This is a genomic window from Bradyrhizobium sp. USDA 4354 (assembly GCF_054060315.1).
Window position 1 is genome coordinate 37150 of sequence record NZ_JBSSDC010000001.1, and the last position, 25108, is coordinate 62257.

A 25108-nucleotide genomic window follows, 5' to 3' on the forward strand; every position below is an offset into this window, starting at 1 on the left:
GCCATGCGACCACGCCGATGTATCCGAAAAACGATCGTTAACCTACCGGATAGGCAGCCATTCCGCCCGGATTAAGGCGAACGTGCCGCAATGCTAGCCGATCATGGTTACCAGGAGTTTCCCCGGGGGAGCCGCCAACCAAACGCCAGGGCGACAGGTCTCTTCAGGACACATCCGGTCCGAACGCCGCGGCGATCCGGCCGCCGACGATGCCGCGGCCGACCTCGCCCACGGGACGCGTGGTGCGGCGGGCAGCCTCGCCCTCGACCACCCGCCAGGCGGTCCGGTCGGCGAGCAGCGCGGTCAGGACAGCGTGGTTGAGCTTGTGGCCGCCACGCACCGAGCGGTAGGCGCCAAGCAGCGGCAGGCCGGCCAGCGAGAGGTCGCCGATCACATCCAGCACCTTGTGGCGGGCGCATTCGTCGGCGTAGCGCAGACCCTCGGTATTGAGGAGCCGCTCGTCATCGAACACGACGGTGTTGTCGAAGGAGGCGCCGAGGGCATAGCCCGCGCTCCAGAGCCGCGCGACATCGCACATCAGGCCGAAAGTCCGGGCCCGGCCGACTTCGCGGCGGAAACCTTCCGGGTTGAGGTCGAAGGCGTAGCTCTGCTGGCCGATGACGGGATTGGTGAAGTCGATCTCGACCTCGACGCGGAACCCGCTGGCGTGGGGCCTGATCTCGCCGAAGGAGTCGCCGATCTTGACCGAGATCGGCTTCAAAATCTGAATGAAGCGGCGCTGCGCCGGCTGGGTGACGATGCCGGCCTGGTCGATTGCCGCAATGAAGGCCGCAGCGCTGCCGTCCATGATCGGGACTTCGGGACCGTCGATCTCAATGGTGGCGTTGTCGACGCCCATGCCCCGCAAAGCAGCAAGCACGTGCTCGGCGGTGGACACCAGCGGGCCATCGTGGTCGCCGAGGACAGTGGCGAAGTCGGTCGCGATCACCTGCTCGGCGGTCGCCTGGACTTCGCGGTCACTTCCCTCAAGTCCGGTGCGGACAAAAATAAAACCCGCGTCGACAGGCGCAGGCCCAAGCGTGAGAGTAACGGGAAGACCGGAATGAACGCCCACGCCTGCCACAGAGGCTTGCGCACGAAGCGTTGTTTGCCGGCTAAATTTCATCAGGAACCCGCCCCACTACGACTTATACGAGACCCACCTAGCCGGCCAGTGCCGACGTTCCCGCGAATCCGTATCCCCAAGTCACGGCAAACCATAGTCACTGCCTCAAACAGCGCCAACTCACGCTTTTTTACCGATTGTTACCCCAAACCTGCCGTATTCGCGCCAAGGCTTAACCAAATTGCGCCGAGGTTTGGGGCTGCTACCGGCAGTTTTACTGAACCATCGAATGCGTAATTAATCATTTAAAATCAGTTGCTTGGTTGCGCAATCCGGGTATGCGCGGGGCAAAAGGAAAGGTCCCGGCAAGCTTCTCGCCGGGACCTTTTTTCGTCTGCCTTATTGTAACAATCCTCAGGTCGCCTGCCGCCGCAGGAAGGCCGGGATATCAAGATGGTCGTCGCCCTGTGGCGCCGGCGCAACAGGTGCGGGGCGGCCATGCATGTCCAAGCCCTGCGGCGCGGGACGGCGAGCATACTCCGACACCGGTTCGCTGGCCGCGATCTGCTGCGCCACGGTTTTTTGCGGCCGGCGCTCAGGCAGCGGCGGCATCGCGGGACCGGCGGTGCGGGCCGCGACCGGCGGCTCAGCCTCCTCGTCGCGACGGCCGAGCCCGACATTGGCGAGGCGCTGCAGCAGCGACAGGCGGGTCTTCTGCGGGGTCTCTTCTTCAACCTCGCCGCGGGCCTGACGAATCTCGGCCTGGGCCGGCATCGGCAGATCCTCAATGCGCGGCATCCGCGGCGCACGGACCGGCGGACGTTCGGCCTGGGGCGGAATGAAGTTTTCCGGCGTCATTGGCTCCTGCATCGCGACCGGGGTCATGTCCGGCTCCGGGAACAGGGTCGGCTTCTGCGCGATCGGGCGCACGGTGACGTCGCCATAGGTCTGCGGCGCGGGCGCCTGCGGGGCTTCAGCAACGGCAGCGGCGATCGCGGCGAGCGCAGCCCGCTCGACGTTCGGACGGGGCGCGGCAGCAGCCGGAGCCTGCGCGGCGGCCGGGGGCTGGGCTTCCAGCTTCTGGGCGCGTTCGGCCAGACGCTGGTTGTCGGCACGGAGCCGCGCGGTGAGGTCGGCGAGACGGCTCTCGGCAGCGGCGGCCGGTGCGGCAGCCTGCTGCACCTGCGGTGCCGGGTTCGCGACGGGAGCGGAGGTCGCCTGGCTGTTGCGGGCGATCGCGGCCTGCTCGATGCCGGTGGCGACCACCGACACGCGGATCAGGCCGTCGAGCGCTTCGTCGAAGGTCGCGCCGACGATGATGTTGGCGTCCTGGTCGACTTCCTCGCGGATGCGGGTCGCGGCCTCATCGACCTCGAACAGCGTGAGGTCCTTGCCGCCGGTGATGGAGATGAGGAGGCCCTTGGCGCCCTTCATCGACGAATCGTCGATCAGCGGGTTGGCGATCGCGGCTTCCGCGGCGGTCAGCGCGCGCTTGTCGCCGGAGGCTTCGCCGGTGCCCATCATCGCCTTGCCCATTTCCCTCATCACCGCTCTCACGTCGGCGAAGTCGAGGTTGATCAGGCCTTCCTTGACCATCAGGTCGGTGATGCAGGCGACGCCCGAGTAGAGCACCTGGTCGGCCATCGCGAAGGCGTCGGCGAAGGTGGTCTTCTCGTTGGCGACCCGGAACAGGTTCTGGTTCGGGATGATCAGGAGCGTATCGACGACCTTGTGCAGCTCGTTGATGCCGGCTTCGGCGGTGCGCATGCGGCGGCCGCCTTCGAAGTGGAACGGCTTGGTCACGACGCCCACGGTGAGGATGCCCATGTCGCGCGCGGTCTTGGCGATCACGGGCGCTGCACCGGTGCCGGTGCCGCCGCCCATGCCGGCGGTGACGAACACCATGTTGGCGCCCGAGAGATGGTCGCGCAGCTCGTCGATCACCTCTTCCGCCGCCGCCGCGCCGACGTTCGGCTGCGAGCCCGCGCCGAGCCCTTGCGTGACCGCCGTGCCCATCTGCACGATGCGCTGCGCCTTCGACATCGTCAGCGCCTGCGCGTCGGTGTTGGCGACCACGAAGTCGACGCCCTGCAGGCCCGCCGTGATCATGTTGTTGACGGCGTTGCCACCGGCGCCGCCGACGCCGAACACGGTGATCCGGGGCTTCAGTTCGTGAATATCAGGAACATTGATGCTGATGGTCATGGTTGCCTCTCGATCACGCGCGCGTGGGTTCGCCCCGGCCGGCGGCCGCGGGAGTTGGTGAAAATCGAAGATTGCGGAAAGCAGTCATCAGAAGCCCTCGCGTAGCCATCGTCCGACCTTTCCGAAATATCCGCCGGTCCCTGTCTTGACCTGCTGCCGCGTATGCCGCGGTTCGACATGTTCGAGGTGAACATATTGCGGGTAGACGAGGAGTCCGGTCGGCACCGCGAACGCGGCGTTCTTCGCCTCGTTGGGCAGCCGGCCGAAACCGAGCGGACGGCCGACCCGCACGGGCCGGCCGAGAATCTGGGTGCCGAGCTCGACGAGACCGGTCAGCTGCGAGGCGCCCCCCGAAAGCACGACGCGGCCGTTGGGCTCTGAGGCGAAGGGCGAATCCTTCAGCTTGTCCCGAACCATTTCGAAGACTTCCTCGGCACGGTGCTTGACGATGTTCGCTATGGTGGCGCGGGAAACGATCTGCGGCAGATCCTGCTCGTCACCGGCTGTCGGCACAGACATCAGCTCACGCGAGTCCGATCCGCCGGTGATGACGGTCCCGTATAAGGTCTTGATTCGCTCGGCATCGGCAATGGTCGCCGAGAGTCCGCGCGCTAGATCCATCGTGATATGTTGCCCGCCGACCGCAAAACCCGCCGCATGCACGAAGCGGCCGCCTGAATAAACGGCAATCGTGGTGGTGCCGGCGCCCATCTCGACGACGGCGGCGCCGAGATCAGCCTCGTCGTCGGTCAGCACCGACAGGCCGGCGACATAGGGGCTCGCCGCCATGGCTTCGACATTGATGTGGCAGCGTTCCACCGCCAGCATCAGGTTCCGCGCCACAGTGGCGTCGCAGGTGACGACGTTCATGTCGACGCCGAACTGGTGAGCGACCATGCCGCGGGGATCGCGGATGCCCTTGACTCCGTCGAGCGTGTAGCCGACCGGCAGCGCATGCAGCACGGTGCGGCCTTCGCCGGTGGCGTGGCGCATGCCGGTGGAGGTGACGCGGCTGACATCGGCCGGCGTCACGGCGCCGCCGCGGATGTCGGCGGCGGCTTCGACCAGCTGACCGGCCGGCCGGCCGCCGGAGACCGACAGCAGCACCGACTCGACCCGCACCTTGGCCATCTTCTCCGCAAGCCCGACGGCCTGGCGCACCGCCTGCTCGCATTCGCCGAGATCGATCACCGCGCCGGCCTTCATGCCGCGCGCCTGGATCTGGCTGTAGCCGACCAGCTCCACCGCGTGGGTCCGGCCGCGCAGCGCATCGCTCGGCGGCGACGGCTTCAGCCGTGCGATCATGCAGGCGATCTTGCTGGTGCCGATGTCGAGGCAGGCGACGAGGCCGCCGCGCTTGTGCGGCATCGGGCGCGTCTTCGGCGTCTGGGTGCGATCAAGGCCGGTCATGCGGAATCCCCGGCCTTCTTTTTCTTCTTGTCCTTGAACTGCTCCTCGCGCGCCTTGGCAGCGTCCTCAGACAGCTGCACCACCAGGCGATCGGGCAGGCGCATGTCGACGGCGACGATATCGCGGGAGAACAGCCTGTCTTCCTTGTCGAGCTTCGACAGCATCGCAAGCGCGTTGCCGACGTCCTGCTCGGGCAGGCGGATGTCGAGGCCGTCCTTGAGCCTCAGATTCCAGCGCCGCTCGCCGACGAAGATCGCGGCTTTGGTCACCGAATTGACCTGCGGATAACGTGCCAGCAGCGCCAGGAAATCCCGGGCCTGCGTATCGGCTCCCTTGCCGACCACGAGCGGCAACGTCAGGAAGCGGCGCGAGACGTAGGGCTCGAGCACGGCGCCGTCATCGGCGATGACCGAGAGACGGCCGGCCTCCTGCCACAGCGCGAACGCCTTGCGCTCGGTGAGCTCGATCATGAGCTGGCCCGGATAGAGCTTCAGCACGGTCGCATCCGCGATCCAGGGATTGGCCTTGAGCTTGTCGCGCACCGCGTCGGCGTCGAGGAACAGCAGCGAGGAGCGGCCGCTGACGCCGCCGATCGCGAGGATTTCGTCCTGGGTCAGCTGCTTGCGGCCGTTGATCACGACGGAGGTGATGCGGAAGCCGGCTGAATTGGCCAGCGCATTGCGGGCGTCGCTGACCGCGGTGATGAAATCCTGGAGATGGCCGCCCTTGACGATGCCGAAGCCGCAGCTTCCGATCAAGAGCATCACGGTCATGCTGATGCCGACCCGGCGCGGCAGATAGCGCTCGACCAGCGCAACCACGCGCGGCGGCGGCTCACGCTCGACGACGGCATTGGCTTTGGCTTTGGCCTTGGCCGCAGCACGCGCCTCAGCGTGCTTGTCCTGCACCCACTCGCGCAAAAGCACGACCGCTCCGATCGCGGCCGCCTTCAGGTCAGCTTGGGGCCTCAGCGATCTGAACAGCGATCGGGTGAGGCTTCCTGCTCCATCCATTGCACGAGCTCGTCAACAGTTTGCCCGCGACATCGCGCGGATCCTGGCGAACATGACGTCTCGGACGTGCCGGGCCGGGTGCTGGTCTTCAGCAGAAGAAAACCTCTCCCCTTCAAAGCGTTCGCTGGGGGTGACATCACCCGCGACAGCTCACGCACCGGCAGCCAAAGCGCCATATGCGCCGCCAGCGTTAACCTTCGGACGTCCTGGTAAACAAAAGGTAAACTTCGTTAACGACTTGCGCATTTTGCCCCGCGATGTGAGGCATTTGTGCCGCGATGTCCGGCATTTTACCGGTTTTGGTCACCAAACCCGGCCGATTCGCCGATCCGGCCGTTAACCAGTCCTAATTATTTCCGCACGCGCTGCCCGGCGAGCTCGACCAGGCCCCGCAGGAAGTCGACGAATTCGATGCCTTCGGCTTTCAGCGCCTTGGGGTAGAGCGATGACTTGGTCAGCCCGGGCAGCGTGTTGGTCTCGAGATAGACGAGACCCCTTGCCGAGACGATGAAGTCCGAGCGGGAATAGCCGGTGCAGGACATCGCCCGATGGGCCAGCATCGCCTGCTCCTTCAGCGCGGCGGCGATCTCGGGTGCGAAACGACCGGGGCAGATCTCCTGGGTCGACTTCAGGAGATATTTGGCGGCGTAATCGAAATTGCCCTCGCCCGGAATGATCTCGATCGGCGGCAGTGAGATGATCGAGCCATCGGTGCGCTCCAGCACGCCGCAAGTTGCCTCGACACCGGCGATGTAAGGCTCGATCACGTACTCTTCATGCTTCGCCGCGTTGCGGACGGCGACGAGATCCTGCTTGGCGTTGACGAAGATCAGTCCGTAGCTCGACCCGTCGCGCGCCGGCTTTGCGATCAGCCTGCCGTATTCGGCGAAGGCCTTGTCGATGTCATCAAGCGCAACGTTTGCCGGCGGCGTCACGCCGCCGAGCGCGGCGAACCGCTTGGCCGCGATCTTGTCGAAGGCGAGATGCGAGGAGGCCGAGCCCGAGCCGGTGAAAGGCACGCCGCGCGCCTCGCACATCACCTGCAATTCGCCATTCTCCGCACGTCCGCCATGCAGGCCGAGCACCAGCACGCGATCTTCCGCCTTGGCCTGATCGAGCGCCTGCATCAGCGGAATGCCTGATGTGCCCGGCTTGAACTCGTCCTCGAACGGACGGGCATGTTCGAGCAGCTGCCTGGACTGCACGACGTGCACCTTGTCCTCGACGTCCCACCACCAGAGGTCAGCCTCAGGCAATGCCTGATGCAGCGCCTGGGCCGAGGCGACCGATACAAGACGCTCTCTGTTGGAGCCGCCGAAGAGGATGGTGATGCGCATTCGTGTCCTCACATTTCGTCATTCCGGGGCGGTGCGCAGCATCGAACCCGGAATCTCGAGATTCTCAGGTGCGCAATTGCGCACCATAGTTCGCGCTCCGCTCGCCCCGGGATGACATTCACGCGGAAACCCCGATCCGCTTGATTTCCCAGTGTAGCTCAATTCCCGAATTTGCCTTCACGCGTTCGCGCACGGTCTCGCCCAGCGTCTCGATATCGCGCGCGGTGGCATCGCCGGTGTTGATCAGGAAGTTGCAGTGCATCTCCGAGACCTGCGCACCGCCGACGCGCAGGCCGCGACAGCCGGCGGCATCGACCAGCTTCCAGGCGGAATGGCCGGGCGGATTCTTGAAGGTCGAGCCGCCGGTCTTCTCGCGGATCGGCTGCGCGGTCTCGCGATGCGCTTGCACATCCGCCATCCGTGCGCGGATGGCATCACTATCCCTGATCTCGCCGCGAAACCGCGCGGAGGTGAAGATGATGGAGGGATCGACGCCGCTATTGCGATAGACGAATTTCATGTCGGCGTTGGAAAAGACGTGCTTGGTGCCATCGCGCCCGACACCGCGCGCTTCGATCAGCACATCCTTGGTCTCGCCGCCATTGGCGCCGGCATTCATGCGCAGCGCGCCGCCGATCGTGCCGGGAATGCCGAAGAAGAATTCGAGCCCGCCGATATTGGCGGACGCGGCGACTTCCGCCACGCGCTTGTCGAGCGCGGCAGCGCCGGCGGCGACGATGTCTCCACTCGCGGTCGCCTCGCCGAAGGCGCGCGGTGCAAGACGGATCACCACGCCGGTAATGCCGCCATCGCGCACGATCAGGTTGGAGCCGACACCGATGACATAGACGGGAATATCGGCGGCAAGATGCGCGAGGAAATAAGCGAGATCGTCCTCGTCCGCCGGCGTGAACAGCACTTGCGCGGGCCCGCCGACGCGAAACCAGGTCAGTTCAGCGAGCGACTGGTTGGCCAGCAGCCGGCCCCGCAGTTCAGGCATCGCGGCTTTGAGCGAGGGGGTGATGTCGGGGAAGCTCACGACTTCACCCCAGCGCCTTCAATTCGCCAGGCAGCGCATACGCCCATTGCGTGATGTTGCCGGCCCCTAAGCACACGACGAGATCGCCGGGCTTCGCCAATCCCTTGACGATGCCCGCGAGCTCAGACGCCGCCGGCAGCGGGATCACCTCGCGGTGGCCGTGGGTGCGCAAGCCCGCGACGAAATGGTCGCGGTCGATGCCGTCGATCGGCGCTTCGCCGGCGGCATAGACGTCGGCGACAACAACCGCATCGGCATCGTTGAAACAGGTGCAGAACTCCTCGAACAGCGATTGCAGGCGGGTGTAGCGATGCGGCTGCACCACGGCGATCACCTTGCCCGTGTAGGAATCGCGCGCCGCTTTCAGCACCGCCGCGATCTCCACGGGGTGATGGCCGTAATCGTCGATCACGGTGACGCCGTTCCATTCGCCGGTCTTGGTGAAGCGACGCTTGACGCCGCCGAAGCCTGCAAGGGCACTGCGGATCTTGTCGTCGGAAACGCCGAGCGTGTGCGCGACCGCGATCGCGGCTGTCGCATTGGAGGCGTTGTGCCGGCCCGGCATCGGCAGCGCGAGGTCGGCGATCTCGTGCGTGGTGCCGGTCTTACGGTCGCGGATCACGACCTTGAACTTCGAGCCCCCGCCGCCCGCGGTGAGGTCGACCAGCCGCGCATCGGCCTGCGGATTCTCGCCATAGGTGATGATGCGGCGATCCTCGATGCTGCCGACGAGGCTCTGCACCACGGGATGATCGATGCACATCACGGCGAAGCCGTAGAACGGCAGGTTCTCGACGAAGTGACGGAAGGCGTCCTGCACGGCCTCGAAGGTCTTGAAGTGATCGAGATGCTCGGGGTCGACATTGGTGACGATCGCGACATCGGTCGGCAGCTTCAGGAACGTGCCGTCGCTCTCATCGGCCTCCACCACCATCCAGTCGCCGGCGCCGAGACGCGCGTTGGATCCATAGGCGTTGATGATGCCGCCGTTGATGACGGTGGGATCGAGCCCGCCGGCATCGAGCAGTGTTGCGACCATCGTGGTCGTCGTGGTCTTGCCGTGCGTGCCGGCGATGGCGACGCAGCTCTTCAGCCGCATCAATTCGGCCAGCATCTCGGCGCGACGCACCACGGGAATGCGTTTCTCGCGCGCCGCCATCAATTCCGGATTGTCGCGCTTGATCGCGGAGGACACCACCACGACCTCGGCACCGTCGATATTCTCGGCCTTATGGCCGACCGAGACCTTCGCGCCCTTCTTGCGCAGACGGTCGAGATTGTAATTGTCGGCGGCGTCCGAGCCCTGCACGGCGTAGCCGAGATTGACCAGCACCTCGGCGATGCCGCTCATGCCGATCCCGCCGATCCCGACGAAGTGGATGGGTCCGATCTCGCGCGGCAGTCTCATGCTCAGTTCCCTGACCTTGCCGCCGGAAAGGCGGCATCTGGCGAAGGTCACGGCCAAATCAGCCGCGCGCCTTTCCTACTGGATGCCCCGCTTTGGAACGCGAAGACAAGGGCTTTTTCGCGTCAGAGTCCCGCGACCTTGACCACCAGATCGGCCAGCCGCTCGGCGGCATCGAGCCGCCCTGCCCCCTTCGCAGCCGCTGCCATGGCGGCAAGGCGCGCGGGCTCGGCGGCAAAGGCGGAGATCTCGGCGGCGAGGCGGTCGGAGGTGAACTCGGTCTGCGGAATACGGATCGCGCCGTCGACCTTGGCCAGCACACCGGCATTGGCGAACTGGTCCTGATCGATCGAGCCGGGCAGCGGCACCAGGATCGAGGGCCGGCCGATTGCCGCGAGCTCGGCGACGGTGCCGGCACCGGAGCGCGACACCACCAGATGGTTGGCGGCCAGCCGCGCCGGTAGATCCGTGAAGAACGGCGCCAGCTCCGCCTTGATCTTGAGCTTGTCATAGACCGCGCGCACGCGGCTCATGTCCTCTTCGCGCACCTGCTGGGTGAGAACGAGGCGGCTCCATAATGCAGGCTCGAGCCGCTCGATCGCGCCCGGCACGATATCGGCCATGATGCGCGCACCCTGGCTGCCGCCGACGACAAGCAGGCGCAGCGGTCCGTTCACGTCAGGTGCCGCATATTTCACCGCAGCCGCCGCGAGGATCGCCGGACGCATCGGCGTGCCGACGGTCGTGGTCTTGCCCGACAGCGCCGGATCGCGGTCGAGCACTCCGGGCAAGGACGTCGCGATGGCGCGCACGCGGCTCGACAGGAACCGGTTGGCGCGGCCGAGCACGGCATTGGCGTCGTGGATGATCCCGGGCACGCCGGCGAATTTCGCAGCGACCAGCGGCGGCAGCGTCGGATACCCGCCGAAGCCGACGACGGCAACCGGCTTCAATCGCTTGATCAAGCCAAAGGCGGAGAGCGTGCCGACGGCGAGCGTGAGGCCGGCATAAGCGAGCTGGAACGGATTGCGGCCGCGCGCGGTCTCGCTTCTGACGACGTCGATCATGTCCTTGCTGAACAGCCCGCTATAGCGCAGCGCGCGCTCGTCGGTGACGAGGCGGACGCGAAAGCCGCGCCGGATCAATTCGACGCCGAGCGCCTCGGCGGGGAACAGATGGCCGCCAGTGCCGCCCGCGGCGAGAAGAATCAGGGGGGACGTGTCCATGGCGGGGAGTTTTACAGGGTCTTTCTCGTCATTGCGAGCGAAGCGAAGCAATCCAGACTGTAGCCGCGGAGGGATTCTGGATTGCTTCGCTTCGCTCGCAATGACAAAGGCTAAGCGTAGCTGCGCATCGCCTCGGCGTGACCGCTCGCTTCGACCTCGGTGCGCGGGCGCAGCCGCGTCAGGGCCAGCATCATGCCGACACCATAGGCCAGCGACACGATCGAGGAGCCGCCATAGGAGATGAACGGTAGCGTCATGCCCTTGGCGGGGATGAGCTGCAGGTTCACCGACATGTTGATCGCCGCCTGCACGCCGAACAGGATCGCTAGCCCAGAGGCCGCAAAGCGCGAGAACATGTCCTCATTGGCATAGGCACGCGACAGCGTGCGGATGACGACGAAGGCGAACAGCGCCAACATGGCAAGGCACAGGATGATGCCGAACTCTTCGGCCGCGACCGCAAACACGAAGTCGGTGTGGCTGTCCGGCAGGCTGCGCTTGGCGATGCCTTCGCCGGGTCCGAGGCCGAACCAGCCGCCGTTGTAGAAGGCTTCCATGGCGGTATCGACCTGGAAGGTGTCGCCGGAGGCCGGGTTCATGAAGCGCTTGATGCGGCCGGCGACGTGGGGAACGAACAGATAGGCGCTGAACAGGCCGGCCGCGCCGAGACCTGCGAGGCCGAACACCCAGATCATGCGCATGCCCGCGATGAAGAACAGCGAGCCCCACACCATCAGGATCAGCATGGTCTGACCGAAGTCGGGCTCCATCACCAGCAGCGCGACCAGCATCAGGAGCAGCACCAGCGCCATCGAGGTTGCCGGCATCTCCGGCCGCTTGGTCGATTCCGCGAACAGCCAGGCGGCAATGACGACGAACGACGGCTTGGCGATTTCGGAGGCCTGGATGTTGACGCCGAGCAGCGTGATCCAGCGCCGCGAGCCCTTCACCTCGGGGCCGATCGCGAGCGTCAGCACGATCAGGATGATGCTGGCCGCAAAGATGATCAGGGCCCAGCGGCGGATCGCGCGCGGCGACAGGAAGGACACGCCGACGAGCACGATGCAGGACGGCACCAGGAACAGCACGTGGCGGCCGAAGAAATGGAAGGGATCGAGCCCGATACGGGTCGCAACCGGCGGGCTCGCCGCCAGCGACAGGATCACGCCGGTCAGCATCAAGGCCAGGATGGCGCCCATCAGCGGCTTGTCGACGGTCCACCACCACTCGGAAAAGGGGGTGCGTTCTTCACGGGAGAGCATGGGCGGCCGCTTTCGGACAGAGGTCCGTCCATTGGTCGCCGAGGTTGGTTACCGGGGGGTTAATGAAGTGGATGAAGTTGTGGGCAGTCTCGTGCCCCGGACGCAGCGCAATGCGCCGCTCCTTAGCGGCGTAGTGCGCTGCAGAGCCGGGGCTCATTGTGTGGCGTCTGGGTCCCGGCTCGCGCTACGCGCGTCCGGGACACGAGAGTCTAGTCGTAGCCGATCGTGACGTCCCCCGCGCGCTGATCGCGCTTGTAGACCTGATCGGGGCCGGGAATGAATCCGATCCTGACCGCCCGCTCACTACTCCAGGCGACGACAGGATCAAGATGCCCGCGCACGCTAAGGAAGGTCGGCGTGCTCTCAGGCGAGAACGTCCGGCCGCGCGCGATGATGCTGGCTTGCGTGCTGTCGGGCACCGTCGCTCCGCACGACTTCCAGACCACGACGACCAACTGGCTGCCGCTTGGAGAGGCGAATGCTCGCTGGCGAACGACACGGCATGCGCCAAACTCGTGCATGACACTGTCAATGAGGACAACAAAAAGGAAACCCGCAGCGACCGGAACGGCGAGGGCAGCGCCGACAATCCAGATCCAGCGTCGCCGCGACATCCTTACACCACCGGCTTCACGCCCGGCAGCGCCTGCACCAGTTCGCGGAACTTGGTGCCGCGGATCTCGAAATTGCGGTACTGGTCGAACGAGGCGCAAGCCGGCGACAGCAGCACGACCGCATCCGTAAGCCCCGAGGCTTCCGCATCGCGCGCGGCGTGCTCGACGGCAACATCCAGGGTCTCGCTGATCTCGTGCGCGACCGTGCCCAGCGTTCCCGAAAACTCCTGCGCAGCTTCGCCGATCAGATAGGCTTTTCGGATGCGCGGGAAGAAGCCCGTTAGACTCGTGATGCCGCCGGCCTTGGGCTTGCCGCCGGCGATCCAGAAGATATCGGCGAACGACGACAGCGCATGCGCGGTGGCGTCCGCGTTGGTGCCCTTGGAGTCGTTGACGAAAAGCACGTTGCCGCGGCGGCCGACCTGCTCCATGCGGTGCGCAAGGCCGGGAAAGCTGCGCAGGCCGTTCTGGAGCACATCGAGGCTGATGCCCATTGCCAGCGCGGCGGCGGCGGCACAGGCCGCATTCTGCGCATTGTGCAGGCCGCGTAGCGAACCGATGCCGCCGAGCGCGGCGACCTCGCTGCGGGCGCCGCCCGCGGTGCGCACGATATTGCCGTGCTCGACATGGATACCTGAGGCCAGCGGGTTCTTGACGGAGATGCGCACCACGTCCTTGCCGGCGCGGTCGAGCCGGTCGGCGATGTCGCGACAAAAGCCGTCGTCGACGCCGACGATCGCGGTGCCGCCGTCCTGCACGCCCGCAACGAGGCGCTCCTTCAACGCGGCATAATGTTCGATGGTGCCGTGGCGGTCGATATGGTCCTCGCTGACATTGAGCAAAATGCCGACGGACGGATCGAGCGATGGCGTGAGGTCGATCTGGTAGGACGACATCTCGATGACGTGGACGCGGCCCATGCGCGGCGGCTCCAGCGACAGGATCGCGGTGCCGATATTGCCGCCCATCTGGGTGTCGTAGCCGGCGACCTTTGTCAGGTGCGCGATCAGCGCCGTCGTGGTCGACTTGCCGTTGGTGCCGGTGATGGCGACGAACGGCGCATCCGGCGCATGGCGCCGCCGCTCGCGGCAGAACAGCTCGATGTCGCCGATCACCTCGACACCCGCCTCGCGCGCCTTGAGCACGCTCCAATGCGGCACCGGATGGGTCAGCGGCACGCCGGGCGCGAGCACCAGCGCTGCGAAATTCGCCCAGGAGACATCGCGCAGATCCGCGGTGATGAAGCCGGCCTGCGCGGCCTTGGCGACATTGTCGGCATTGTCGTCGGCCGCGACCACCTCGGCACCGCCCGCCTTCAAAGCGTGGCAGGAGGCGAGCCCCGAGCCGCCGAGGCCGAACACCGCAACGGTCTTGCCGGCGAAGGAGGTGATCGGGATCATGATTTCTTCTCCGTCATTCCGGGGCTCGCGAAGCGAGAACCCGGAATCTCGAGATTCCGGATCGCCGCTCCGCGTCGTCCGGAATGACGATCTTGGACCATCACCGCAGCTTCAGCGTCGAAAGGCCGGCAAGCGCCAGCATCACCGAGATGATCCAGAAGCGGATCACGATCTGCGGCTCGGTCCAGCCCTTCTGCTCGAAGTGGTGATGGATCGGCGCCATCCGGAACACGCGCTTGCCGGTGAGCTTAAAGGACACGACCTGCACGATGACCGAAACCGCCTCGAGCACGAACAATCCGCCGATCACGGCGAGCACGATCTCGTGCTTCACCGCGACCGCGATGGCCCCCAGCATGCCGCCGAGCGCGAGCGAGCCGGTGTCGCCCATGAAGATCGAGGCGGGCGGCGCGTTGAACCAGAGGAAGCCGAGACCGGCGCCGAGCAACGCGCCGCAGAGCACCGCGAGCTCGCCGGTGCCGGCGACATATTTGATCTGGAGGTAGTCGGCGAAGACCAAGTTGCCGGTGAGATAGGCGATCATCGCGAAGCTCGCGGTCGCAATCATCACGGGCACGATGGCGAGGCCGTCGAGACCGTCGGTGAGGTTCACCGCATTGCCGGCCCCGACGATGACGAAGGCGCCGAAGATGACGAAGAACCAGCCGAAATGCAGCACGGTATCCTTCAGGAACGGAATCGTCAGCGCGGTCGAGGCTGGATCGCGGTTCAGCCGCACCAGCGCGTAGCAGGCGACCAGCGCGATCACCGCCTCGATCAGCAGGCGAAGCTTGCCGCCGAACCCGGTCGTGGTCTGCTTGGTCACCTTCAGGTAATCGTCATAGAAGCCGACGAAGCCGAAGCCGAGCGTCACCGCCAGCACGATCCAGACATAGGGGTTGAGCGGATTGGCCCACAGCACCGTACCCACCGTGAGGCCGGACAGGATCATCAGGCCGCCCATGGTGGGCGTGCCCTTCTTGCTCAGATGCGATTGCGGACCGTCGGTGCGGATCGGCTGGCCCTTGCCCTGGCGGATGCGCAAATGATCGATGATCCAGGGTCCGAACAGGAACACGAACAGCGCGCCGGTGACGACGGCGCCGCCGGTGCGGAAGGTGATGTAGCGGAAGACGTTCAGGAAGGTGCGAAACGCACCGAAGCCCGGAAATGTGTTGGAGAGCTCGATCAGCCAGTAAAACATTCAGACGGTCCTATGGCGCCTTTGCACACGCAGCCTTGGCCTTGTTCTCGGCCTCAATGTGCCTCACGCGCATTCGCTGGTCTTCATCATCGGGTCGGGCACGACCTCGGGGAAAACGGACGGCTTCCTGCCGCAAAGGGTGGGATTCGGGAACAGCGCCTTCCAAGCAGTTTACGCCTTTGCCTGCAAGGCGGCCACCAGGCCCGGCACAAACTTGTTGACCCAGAACATCTTCTTGCTGCCCTTGACAACCACGACGTCGCCTGCCTTCAGCAGGCGCGCAACCTCGCTCGGCTTCAGCGTGGCGGGATCATCGTGCCAGCCGAGGCCCTTGCCCGATGGCAGCAGGTCGTAGAGGTGGCGCATCAGCGGCCCGACGCAATAGACGCCGTCGATGCCTTCGAGATGCCTGGCGAGGCCGGTGTGATAGCTCGGTGCGTCATCGCCGAGCTCGAGCATGTCGCCGAGCACCGCTATGCGGCGGCCGCCGGTCATGTGGCGCGCCTGCAGGCTTTGCAGCGCCGCCGCCACGCTGGCCGGATTGCCGTTGAAGCTGTCGTCGATCACGGTGACGTCGCCGACCGCCTGCTCGACGCCGCGTCCGGTCATGATGCCGACGCGGTCGAGCTTGATCGCGAGCGTCGCGACGTCGAGATGCGCGGCATGAACGGAGGCAAGCGCGGCCAGCGCATTGTGCACCCGGTGCGGCGCACCAGGGGTGAGGCTGAAGGCGATCTCCTTCTTGCCGATCGCGGCCACGATCTGCCAGCTCTCGCCGTGAGGCGCGTGCGCGACCTCGTGCACCTCGGCATGCTCGCTGCCAAAGCGCACGACCTTGCCCTTCCACTCGGGCGCCTTGATCCCGGCGGGCAGCACCAGCACCCCGTCCTCGGGCAGGCCGAGCGCGATCGACACCTTCTCGTGCCTGATGGCGTCGAGCGAGCCGAGCTTTTCCAGATGCACCGGCTGGACGTTGACGACGAGCGCGACCGTCGGCCGCGTCAATTCGCTGAGCCGGCCGATCTCACCTTGCTGGTTCATGCCCATCTCGACGACCCAGAGGCTGGCGTCCGGCTTCGCGTTGCACAGCGTCAGCGGCACGCCCCAGAAATTGTTGAAGCTCGAGGGGCTCGCATAGGCATTCGGATAGGCGGCGAGAAATTCCTTGGTGCTGGTCTTGCCGGCGCTGCCGGTGAGACCGATCACCGGACCGTTGAACCGGGCGCGCGCGGCGCGCGCGAGGCCCCAGAGACCGTCGATCAGCGTGTCCTTGACGACGATCTGGGGAATGCGGATGCCTGCGATCTCGTGCGGCACGATCATCGCGACCGCGCCCGAAGCCTCCGCCTTGTCCGCGAACTCCCAGCCGTCGCGCGCGCTGGCGAAGGCCGAGACGAAGCCGCCGCTCGGCGTGCCGCTGAGCGCAACGAACAGGCTGCCCGGCTTCACCAGACGGCTGTCCTGCGTGACGAAGTCGATTCCCGAGTCCGGGAACGATCCGGCAACGCCAAGCGCACGCGCGACCTCGGCAACCGTCCATATTGGCGCGCTCATGCAACCCTCGACGCTAATGCGGCGGCGACCGCCTCGTGATCACTGAAGGGCAAAACCTCGCTGCCGACGATCTGCCCGGTCTCGTGGCCCTTGCCGGCGATGAGCAGTGCATCGCCGTCTTCCAGCTCCTCGATCGCCGCGCGAATCGCCTTGGCGCGATCGCCGATCTCGCGGGCGCCCTTCGCGGTGGCGAGGATCTCCGCACGAATGGCCTCGGGCTTCTCGCTGCGCGGATTGTCGTCGGTGACGATGACGGCGTCGGCATTCTCGGCCGCGATCTCGCCCATGATCGGACGCTTGCCGGCATCGCGGTCGCCGCCGGCGCCGAACACGACGACCAGCCTGCGCTTCGCATAGGGCCGCAGCGCCTGCAGCGCCTTCGCCAGCGCGTCGGGCTTATGTGCGTAGTCGACGAAGATCGGCGCGCCGTTGCGCTCGCCCACACGCTCGAGCCGGCCCTTGGCGCCTTCGAGATGCTCGAGGCTTGCGAACACGTTTGCAGCGTCGCTGCCGGTGCCGATCGCAAGGCCGGCCGACACCAGCGCGTTCTCGATCTGGAATTCGCCGACCAGCGGCAGCCGGATCGCGTAACCCTTGCCGCGATGTTCGACCATGAGCTTCTGCGAGAAGGCTTCGACCACGGCCTCCGTGAGGCGGATACCCTCGCCTGCGCCATCGCCGTTACGGCCGACCGCCATGACGCGCAGGCCGCGCGACTTCGCCGCATCGATTGCTTCCGCCGAGCAATCATGATCGGCCGAGATCACTGCGGCGCCACCCGGCGGCACCAGCTCGCGGAACAGGCGCAGCTTTGCCGCGAGGTAATGCGCAACGGTCGGATGGTAATCCATGTGGTCGCGCGAGAGATTCGTGAAGCCGCCGGCCGAGATACGCACGCCGTCGAGGCGGTACTGGTCGAGCCCGTGCGAGGAGGCCTCGAAGGCGAGATGCGTGACGCCCTCGCGCGCGATCTCATCCAACTGCCGGTGCAGGCCGATCGGATCGGGCGTCGTCAGCGAGCCGTAGACGGTGCGCTTGGGCGAGACCAGGCCGATGGTGCCGATGCTGGCGGAGGCATGTCCCAACCGCTCCCAGATCTGACGTGTGAAGGCGGCAACCGAGGTCTTGCCGCTGGTTCCGGTCACGGCGGCGATCGTCGCGGGCTGTGCAGGGAAGATTCTTGCGGCGGCGAGCGCCAGGGCGCGGCGCGGATTGGCGGCCGCGACGAACGGCACGTTGCATGCTGCCGGCGCATGGTCGCCGACAACCGCGATCGCGCCCGCGGCAACCGCAGCATCGACGAAGCGTGCGCCGTCGGTCTTGCTCCCTGCGAGCGCGAAGAAGAGATCGCCCGGCTTGACCACGCGGCTGTCGAGCGCAACGCCGCTCACCTCGAGCGCCGCGACGGCGGGCTCGATCGCGGCATCATTGCCCAGAACATCCTGACCTAAGAGGTCGCGCAGCTTCATGGTCTTCCAGTCGACATGCCCTGCCGGAAAGCCGAATCCTTAGGGAAAATCCCGACTCAGCACGGCGATGGCCCACCCGGTTGATTACTGGGTTGTCCTGGATGCTGCAAGAATAAGGCGCTCGGACGGCGGCAGGTCGAACCGTGGCTCGACACCCAGAAGCGGCGCGATCCGCTCGATTACCTTGCCGCCGGTCGGCACCGCGTTCCAGCCCGAGGTGATGAAGCCCTTCGTCTCAGGAATCGCCTGCGGCTCATCCAGCATGATCAGGATCTGATATTTCGGATCGTCGCAGGGCATGATGGCGGTGAACGAGTTGAGCACGCGCTTCTTGGCGTAGCGGCCGTTGATGACCTTTTCGGACGTGCCGGTCTTGCCGCCGACGTAATAGCCCTTGATGTCCGCGGTCTTGGCGGTACCGATTTCGGCATTGAGCCGCATCAGGAACCGCATCTTGTCGCTGGTCTCCGGCTTGATGACGCGCTTGGCCATCGCCGTCGCTTCGGCTTCGCTGCGCTTCATGAATGTTGGCGGAATCAGATAGCCGCCGTTCACCAGCGCGTTGATGCCCATCACCGCCTGCAGCGGTGCCACCGACATGCCCTGGCCGAACGCGATGGTGACCGTGTTCAGCTCACCCCAGCGGCGCGGGATCAGCGGCGCCGCGCTCTCCGGCAATTCGGTGCGCAGCCGCGTCAACTGGCCCATCTTGGCGAGGAACGCCTTGTGCGCCTCGACGCCCTGATTTAGCGCGATCCGTGCCGCACCGATGTTGGACGAGTAAGTGAACACTTCCTTGGTGTTGATGAAGCGCCCGAGCGGATGGCTGTCGTGAATCGTGAACTTGCCATAGTGCAGGTTCCCGCGTGCGTCCCACATCGAGTTGAGATTGATCTTGCCGGAATCGAGCCCCATCGCCAGCGTGAAGGCCTTGAAGGTCGAGCCCATCTCGTAGACGCCGGTGGTCAGGCGGTTGATGCGGTCGGGGTCGTGCGCTTCCTTCGGATTGTTGGGATCGAAGTCCGGAAGCGAGACCATCGCCACGATCTCGCCGGTCTTGACGTTGGAGACGATGCCGGAAGCGGCCTTGGCATGGAACTTGTTTTTGGCCTTCAAGAGCTCGTCGCGCAGCGCGTGCTCGACGCGCAGATCGACCGAGAGCTCGATCGGCTTTTGCAGCCGGTCGGTGGCAAAGCCAGCGCGATGGAGATCGGCGAGTCCCTGGTTGTCGAGCCACTTCTCGAGACCGGCGATGCCCTGGTTGTCGATGTTGACGAGCCCGATGAGGTGGGCGACCTCGTTGCCGGTCGGATAGACGCGCTTGTTCTCGCGCAGGAAGCCGATGCCGGGAATGCCGAGCTTGTGAATGGCCTGCTGCTGCGCCGGCGTGACCTCGCGCTTGAGCCAGGCGAAACCCTTGCGCGACTTCAGGCGCTCGCGCACTTCGGCCTCGTCGAGGTCGGGAATGGTCGCGGTCAAGAGCTCGATCGCCTCGTCCTTGTCGATGATGCGGCGCGGCTCGCCGAACAGGCTCGCCGCCTTGACGTCGGTCGCAAGGATCGCTCCGTTGCGGTCGACGATGTCGGGCCGCGCGGTCGCAACCACCTCCTGCGCCGCGGCGCGGCGCGCACTGTGGGCGTCCGCACCGATCGCAAACATCACGAGCCGTCCGCCGATCAGGGCGTAGACCGAAGCGAAGGCGAGCATGGCGAGGCCGACGCGCGCGCGCGCCTTCGCGGCGCGATCGACGTTGCGCCCGTAGAGCAGGCTTCGGATCAGCCGCTGCCGCCAAGGTTCAACTGACCGCTCGGTCGACTTTCCGGTTGGTCTTGCAGGCGTCGCCGGGCTCATTGCTTGTCCTCGGGCTGAGATACGGAACCCGTCACCGTGTCGGGGTCGCTCGCGGCTTCGATGGTCTTGAGCATGGCCCCGATCGGATCGGGCTCACCCGGCCTGAACATCCGCGGCGGACGCTCCGGCAGGTTCTTCAGCGAATCATATTGCGTGCCGTTAACCGGCTTCAGCGACAGATGCCGGTCGGACAGTCCTTGCAGGCGCAAGGGCGCATCGAGCTTGGCCCATTCGGCGCGCAGCGAGGCGATCGCGTCGCGCTGTTCGCGGATCTCCGCATGCAGCCGCAGCACCTTTTCGGTGCGCGCCGTGGAGTCCATCTTGATCCGGTAGACATGGGCGGCTGCGAAGATCAGCGCACCGATGACGAGGAGGTGGATGATGCGCATGCGCTAGCCGCCCCTCATCACGTCGGAGAGCTTTGGCCAGGACGATGCCTCATCGATCGCATGCGCCGGGGCCGAGGTGCGCTCGGCGGCGCGCAGCTTTGCCGAGCGCGCGCGCGGATTATGCGCCACTTCGTCCTCACCGGCGACGACCGGCCGCCGCGTCAGCAGCTGGAAGCTCGGCGGACTTTGCGCGACTTCCGGCAGATGCCGCGAACCGCCGCCTGTCTTGGACCGCTCGGAGAGGAAATTCTTGACGATGCGGTCTTCCAGCGAATGGAACGAGACGACGACGAGGCGGCCGCCGGGCTTGAGCACGCGCTCGGCCGCAGCGAGCGCCGTCTGGAGTTCCTCGAGCTCTTCGTTGACGAAGATGCGCAGCGCCTGGAAGGTCCGAGTCGCCGGGTGAATGTCCCCAGGCTTCGATCGCACGACCCTGCCGACGAGATCGGCGAGCGCGCGCGTGGTCGTGAACGGGGTCTCCTGCCGGTCCGCGACGATGGCGCGGGCGATGCGGCGCGAATGCCGCTCCTCGCCGAAGAGATAGATGATGTCGGCGAGATCGCCTTCGGAGGCGCGCGCGACGACGTCCGCCGCAGTCGGGCCTGCCTGCCCCATCCGCATGTCGAGCGGGCCGTCGAGGCGGAAGGAGAAGCCGCGGCCTGCTTGGTCGAGCTGCATCGAGGACACGCCGACATCCATCACGACGCCGTCGATCGTCTCGACACCTTGCGCCGCGCAGACCTCGGCAAGGTTGGAGAAGCGGTCCTCGACCAGCGTCAGCCGGCCCGCGGAGCGTTCGACCAGTTCGGCACCGCCGGCAATCGCGGTGCGGTCGCGATCAATGGCGATGAGTCGGGTTCCCGGCACCTCCAGGATCGCGCGGCTATAGCCGCCGGCACCAAAAGTGGCGTCGACATAGACGCCGCCCTCGCGCGGGGCGAGATGCGCGATGGCCTCACGGCCGAGAACGGGGATATGCGGAGCCGAGCTCATGCGCGACGCCTGCCGACCGCCCAGCCTGGCACCCAAGCGAGATCGGGGTCGAACAAGCCCATTACGCCTCGAATCATTGCGCGTCGCGGCGGTTCCACGACAAAGCCTCTGTCCAGCATGGTTACCGAGCCCGGTCGTCCCGGGCCACAAACCCAGTGTTCCCAGTGGAATTTGTCGGGCAGCCATGGGATTTCGAGCCAAAATACGCTTTGGCCGCCTCCGGACGCGGGTCGGCTCTTCATCCCTCAGTAACGGCCCTTAGCGTTAAGAAAGCGTTGCTCGGCTCCTGACAAGTGGAAAAGGTGGTGAGGGGGTGATGCTTCATCCACACACATCGCCAAAATGAATCTGTTAACCGCGCCGCGCGATTGCGCGCGGTGGAGGGTAAAGGAATAGTAAAGAGAAGGGCTTGCCCCACTCTCCGTCCGTTCGAGCTGCTCATGCCCTCCGGTTCGTCCACGCCGTCTGGATCTGATTCGAAGCGTCACCGTGTTCTCCCGGTTCCCAAGACCGTGGCGAGCCTGCGGACGTTCGAGCCCGATTCCTCGATCGTCTCGGACATCATCCCCTCGCCCAATTATGGCGAGCGCAGCAAGGGACGACAGCCGGACATGATCGTGCTGCACTACACCGGCATGCCCGATGTCGAGGGCGCGCTGGCGCGCCTCTGCACGGCCGGCACCGAAGTCTCGGCGCATTATGTCGTGCTGGAGGACGGCCGCATCGTGCAATGCGTGCCCGAGGCCAAGCGTGCCTGGCACGCGGGCGTCTCCTCCTGGGCCGGCGAGGACGACATCAACTCCTGCTCGATCGGCATCGAGATCATCAATCGAGGCCATGACTGGGGCTATCCGGAGTTTCCGCTGCGCCAGATCGCCGCCGTGATCGCGCTGTGCCGCGGCATCATGCTCCGCCGCAAGGTGCCGGCGCACCGGGTGCTCGGCCATTCCGACGTCGCGCCCGCCCGCAAGAAGGACCCCGGCGAGAAGTTTCCGTGGCATTCGCTGGCCAATTCCGGCGTCGGTCACTGGGTGACGCCCGCGCCGATCGTTCGAGGCGAGACTCTGATGCTCGGCACCATCAGCGACGCGGTGCTGAGCATGCAGCAGGCGCTCGCAAGGTACGGCTATGGCGTGCCCCTGAACGGCAAATACGACGCCGCGACGATGGAAGTCGTCACCGCCTTCCAGCGCCATTTCCGTCCGGCACGCCTCGATGGTGTCGCGGATCATTCGACGCTGTCGACCTTGCAGGCGCTGCTGGCGAGCTTGCCAGCGGAAGGAACGACGGTCGCGTCGAAGTGAGGGTGCTCTCGTGTCCCGGACGCGCGAAGCGCGAGCCGGGACCCAGTCGGCGACACGGCCCGAGGCGATAGGTTGGGCCCCGGCTCTGCAGCGCACCGCACCGGACGATGCTTCGCATCGCCGGGGGCGCTGCGCTGCGTCCGGGGCACGAGAGCCTTACCCCATCTCCCTCATCCTTCGCGCATAGAGCCTCCGCAACGGCTCCAACTGTGTCGCAGCCGCAGCCGCGACATACGCCTCCATCGCCTCCTCCTTCCGCCCCAATCGCCGCAACAGATCCGCGCGCACGGCGGGCAACAGCTCATAGCCGCGAAGCCCGCCGCGCGCGGCGATCGCATCGACGAGATCGAGCGCTCGTGCCGGCCCATCGACCATCGACACCGCCGCCGCGTGGTTGAGCTCGATCACCGGCGAAGGGCTGATACGCAGCAGCACTTGGTAGAGCCCCGCAATCTGCGGCCAATCGGTCTGCTCGAAGCTCGGCGCACGCGCATGCAGCGCGGCGATCGCGGCTTGCACCGCATAGGGTTGCGGCCGGCCGGGCACGCGCAGCGCATCGCCGACCAGACGCAGGCCCTCGTCGATCTGCGCCCGGTCCCACAGCGAGCGGTCCTGCTCTTCGAGCAGCACGATGTCGCCGGCCGGCGTCGCGCGCCCGGCGCGGCGCGCGTCGTGCAGCAGCATCAACGCCAGCAGGCCCTTGATGCCGGCGCGATCGGCCATCAACCGGTCCAGCAAGCGGCCGAGCCGGATGGCCTCGACGGCGAGATCGGGCCGCATCAGGTCCGTGCCCTCGGTCGCGACATAACCCTCGGTGAAGACGAGATAGATCACGGCGAGCACGCCATCGAGCCGCGGCGCCAGCATCTCGTGCTCCGGCACCTCATAGGGAATGCCGGCAAGCCTGATCTTCTGTTTGGCGCGGACGAGCCGCTGCGCCATCGCCTCCTCGCCCACGAGAAAGGCGCGCGCGACCTGCGCCGTCGACAGCCCGCACACCGTGCGCAGCGTCAGCGCGACCTGGACCTCGGGCGCGAACGCGGGATGGCAGCAGGTGAAGATCAGCCGCAGCATGTCATCGTCGAGCATCACCGGCGGCTCGTCGGGCGCTTGCGCGTTCAGCTCGAGCTCATGCACCAGCGCCTGCTGCTTGCCGCGGAAGACGGCCTGGCGGCGGATGCGGTCGATCGCCTTGTGCTTGGCGACATTGACGAGCCAGGCGCGCGGATTGTCGGGGATTTCGCCCGCCGCCCAGCGTTCCAGCGCGACGGCAAACGCATCCTGAAGCGCGTCCTCGGCGAGATCGAAATCGCCGACGAGGCGGATCAGCGTGGCCGTCGCCCGCCCCGCCTCGTCACGGAAGATTTTGTCGATCTCGCCGGGGGTCATGCGGCTCGCGGCTTCGCCATCACTTGTCGTAAACCCAGATCGGCCGCACCTCGATCGAGCCGATGCGTGCGCTGGGAATCCGCGCCGCGATCTCGATCGCCGCGTTGAGATCCTTGGCTTCGATCAGGTAATAACCGCCGAGCTGCTCGCGCGTTTCCGCGAACGGACCATCGGTCGTCAGCGTCTTGCCGTCGCGCACGCGCACGGTCGTTGCAGTCGTGGTCGGCTGCAGGCGGTCACCGGCCTTGAAGTTGCCGCTCTGGATGATGGATTGCGTGAAGGCCTGGTATTCGGCCAGCATCTTCTGGCTGGTCGCCGCGTCGTTCTTCGCGTACTCGACCTCATTCTGGTAGATCATCAGCAGATATTGCATTGCTTCACTCCTGTTGTTCGGCTCGCTCGCCGACATCCAGTCGAACGGCGCATGCACCAAACGACATCTTCAGGATAAATTATTCCGGGCGGATCGTGCGTCGCCATATCGGCTTGACGAAACCGTCATAAATGCCCATGCGTAGACCCGTCAGTCGGCCGGACGGTCGCTCCGGCAGGTGCCGAAAGGCCGCCGGGGAGGAAAGTCCGGGCTCCCTTGACATGCGGTGCCGGATAACGTCCGGCGGGGGTGACCCCAGGGAAAGTGCCACAGAGAACGAACCGCCCCGCTTCGCCTTCGGCTTCGCGGGGTAAGGGTGAAAAGGTGCGGTAAGAGCGCACCGCGGTTCCGGCAACGGAGCCGGCATGGCAAACCCCACCGGGAGCAAAACCGAATAGGGACGGCATAGCGGGCTGTTCGCGAAAGCGATAACGCCGCGGGGCGATGTCAGGCCCGCCGTCCGGGTAGGTTGCTCGAGGCCATGTGCAAACATGGTTCCAGAGGAATGGCCGTCACGTATCGTTCGCGCAAGCGGACGGTGCCCTACAGAACCCGGCTTACAGGCCGGCTGATATCTTGCAATGAGGGGTTCGATGCTGATCGCA

At 65.9% G+C, this 25108-nt stretch carries 20 protein-coding genes and 1 other RNA gene; 2 read left to right on the forward strand and 19 right to left on the reverse strand.

Annotated features, from left to right (window positions below):
* Positions 1 to 163: 163 nt before the first annotated feature.
* The 17 genes from lpxC to rsmH form a co-directional block, all read right to left on the reverse strand.
* The gene (gene lpxC / locus ACVIIV_RS00185) at positions 164 to 1126 is read right to left on the reverse strand and encodes a UDP-3-O-acyl-N-acetylglucosamine deacetylase (RefSeq protein ID WP_456742356.1); all 963 of its coding nucleotides are present in this window, start codon (positions 1124 to 1126) and stop codon (positions 164 to 166) included.
* A gap of 354 nt (positions 1127 to 1480) precedes the next feature.
* Complete coding sequence (gene ftsZ, locus ACVIIV_RS00190) at positions 1481 to 3271, reverse strand: cell division protein FtsZ (protein WP_456742357.1); 1791 nt, start codon at positions 3269 to 3271, stop codon at positions 1481 to 1483.
* Positions 3272 to 3358: 87 nt separating this feature from the next.
* Positions 3359 to 4681 (reverse strand): cell division protein FtsA, encoded by a 1323-nt coding sequence (ftsA, locus tag ACVIIV_RS00195; protein WP_212376135.1) that lies wholly within the window; start codon positions 4679 to 4681, stop codon positions 3359 to 3361.
* A complete protein-coding gene (locus ACVIIV_RS00200) occupies positions 4678 to 5694 on the reverse strand; it encodes a cell division protein FtsQ/DivIB (protein ID WP_456742358.1) in 1017 nt (338 codons plus the stop codon). Before ACVIIV_RS00200 ends, ftsA begins: the two co-directional genes overlap by 4 nt.
* A 350-nt stretch (positions 5695 to 6044) precedes the next feature.
* Entirely contained in the window at positions 6045 to 7031 is a 987-nt protein-coding gene (locus ACVIIV_RS00205; RefSeq protein WP_456742359.1) for a D-alanine--D-alanine ligase family protein, read from the reverse strand.
* A 118-nt stretch (positions 7032 to 7149) separates the two neighbouring features.
* Positions 7150 to 8070, reverse strand: a complete 921-nt coding sequence (murB, locus tag ACVIIV_RS00210; protein ID WP_456742360.1) for a UDP-N-acetylmuramate dehydrogenase — start codon at positions 8068 to 8070, stop codon at positions 7150 to 7152.
* A gap of 4 nt (positions 8071 to 8074) precedes the next feature.
* The gene (gene murC, locus ACVIIV_RS00215; RefSeq protein ID WP_456742361.1) at positions 8075 to 9478 is read right to left on the reverse strand and encodes a UDP-N-acetylmuramate--L-alanine ligase; all 1404 of its coding nucleotides are present in this window, start codon (positions 9476 to 9478) and stop codon (positions 8075 to 8077) included.
* A gap of 122 nt (positions 9479 to 9600) precedes the next feature.
* Positions 9601 to 10701 (reverse strand): undecaprenyldiphospho-muramoylpentapeptide beta-N-acetylglucosaminyltransferase, encoded by a 1101-nt coding sequence (gene murG / locus ACVIIV_RS00220; protein ID WP_456742362.1) that lies wholly within the window; start codon positions 10699 to 10701, stop codon positions 9601 to 9603.
* A 110-nt stretch (positions 10702 to 10811) separates the two neighbouring features.
* Entirely contained in the window at positions 10812 to 11963 is a 1152-nt protein-coding gene (ftsW, locus tag ACVIIV_RS00225) for a putative lipid II flippase FtsW (protein WP_456742363.1), read from the reverse strand.
* Positions 11964 to 12172: 209 nt separating this feature from the next.
* Positions 12173 to 12577 (reverse strand): hypothetical protein, encoded by a 405-nt coding sequence (locus tag ACVIIV_RS00230; protein ID WP_456742364.1) that lies wholly within the window; start codon positions 12575 to 12577, stop codon positions 12173 to 12175.
* A gap of 2 nt (positions 12578 to 12579) precedes the next feature.
* A complete protein-coding gene (murD, locus tag ACVIIV_RS00235) occupies positions 12580 to 13977 on the reverse strand; it encodes a UDP-N-acetylmuramoyl-L-alanine--D-glutamate ligase (RefSeq protein WP_456742365.1) in 1398 nt (465 codons plus the stop codon).
* A 100-nt stretch (positions 13978 to 14077) separates the two neighbouring features.
* The gene (gene mraY / locus ACVIIV_RS00240) at positions 14078 to 15181 is read right to left on the reverse strand and encodes a phospho-N-acetylmuramoyl-pentapeptide-transferase (protein ID WP_456742366.1); all 1104 of its coding nucleotides are present in this window, start codon (positions 15179 to 15181) and stop codon (positions 14078 to 14080) included.
* Positions 15182 to 15352: 171 nt separating this feature from the next.
* Positions 15353 to 16735: a UDP-N-acetylmuramoyl-tripeptide--D-alanyl-D-alanine ligase gene (locus ACVIIV_RS00245; RefSeq protein ID WP_456742367.1), complete on the reverse strand. Its 1383-nt coding sequence runs from the start codon at positions 16733 to 16735 to the stop codon at positions 15353 to 15355.
* Complete coding sequence (locus ACVIIV_RS00250) at positions 16732 to 18204, reverse strand: UDP-N-acetylmuramoyl-L-alanyl-D-glutamate--2,6-diaminopimelate ligase (protein WP_456742368.1); 1473 nt, start codon at positions 18202 to 18204, stop codon at positions 16732 to 16734. Before ACVIIV_RS00250 ends, ACVIIV_RS00245 begins: the two co-directional genes overlap by 4 nt.
* An 84-nt stretch (positions 18205 to 18288) precedes the next feature.
* Positions 18289 to 20055 (reverse strand): peptidoglycan D,D-transpeptidase FtsI family protein, encoded by a 1767-nt coding sequence (locus ACVIIV_RS00255; protein ID WP_456742369.1) that lies wholly within the window; start codon positions 20053 to 20055, stop codon positions 18289 to 18291.
* Positions 20052 to 20444, reverse strand: a complete 393-nt coding sequence (gene ftsL, locus ACVIIV_RS00260) for a cell division protein FtsL (RefSeq protein ID WP_456742370.1) — start codon at positions 20442 to 20444, stop codon at positions 20052 to 20054. The genes ACVIIV_RS00255 and ftsL overlap by 4 nt, the downstream gene beginning before the upstream one ends.
* A gap of 3 nt (positions 20445 to 20447) precedes the next feature.
* A complete protein-coding gene (gene rsmH, locus ACVIIV_RS00265) occupies positions 20448 to 21437 on the reverse strand; it encodes a 16S rRNA (cytosine(1402)-N(4))-methyltransferase RsmH (protein ID WP_456742371.1) in 990 nt (329 codons plus the stop codon).
* A 440-nt stretch (positions 21438 to 21877) separates the two neighbouring features.
* Here rsmH and ACVIIV_RS00270 point away from each other — a divergent pair, with 440 nt between their 5' ends.
* Positions 21878 to 22741 (forward strand): N-acetylmuramoyl-L-alanine amidase, encoded by an 864-nt coding sequence (locus ACVIIV_RS00270; RefSeq protein ID WP_456742372.1) that lies wholly within the window; start codon positions 21878 to 21880, stop codon positions 22739 to 22741.
* Between the two features lie 156 nt (positions 22742 to 22897).
* On the opposite strand, the gene ACVIIV_RS00275 is transcribed toward ACVIIV_RS00270, so the two are convergent.
* Positions 22898 to 24130, reverse strand: a complete 1233-nt coding sequence (locus tag ACVIIV_RS00275; RefSeq protein ID WP_456742373.1) for an RNA polymerase sigma factor — start codon at positions 24128 to 24130, stop codon at positions 22898 to 22900.
* Between the two features lie 19 nt (positions 24131 to 24149).
* Positions 24150 to 24503, reverse strand: a complete 354-nt coding sequence (locus tag ACVIIV_RS00280; RefSeq protein ID WP_456742374.1) for a YciI family protein — start codon at positions 24501 to 24503, stop codon at positions 24150 to 24152.
* A gap of 150 nt (positions 24504 to 24653) precedes the next feature.
* Here ACVIIV_RS00280 and rnpB point away from each other — a divergent pair.
* Positions 24654 to 25079, forward strand: an RNA gene (gene rnpB / locus ACVIIV_RS00285) — RNase P RNA component class A.
* Positions 25080 to 25108 lie beyond the last annotated feature (29 nt).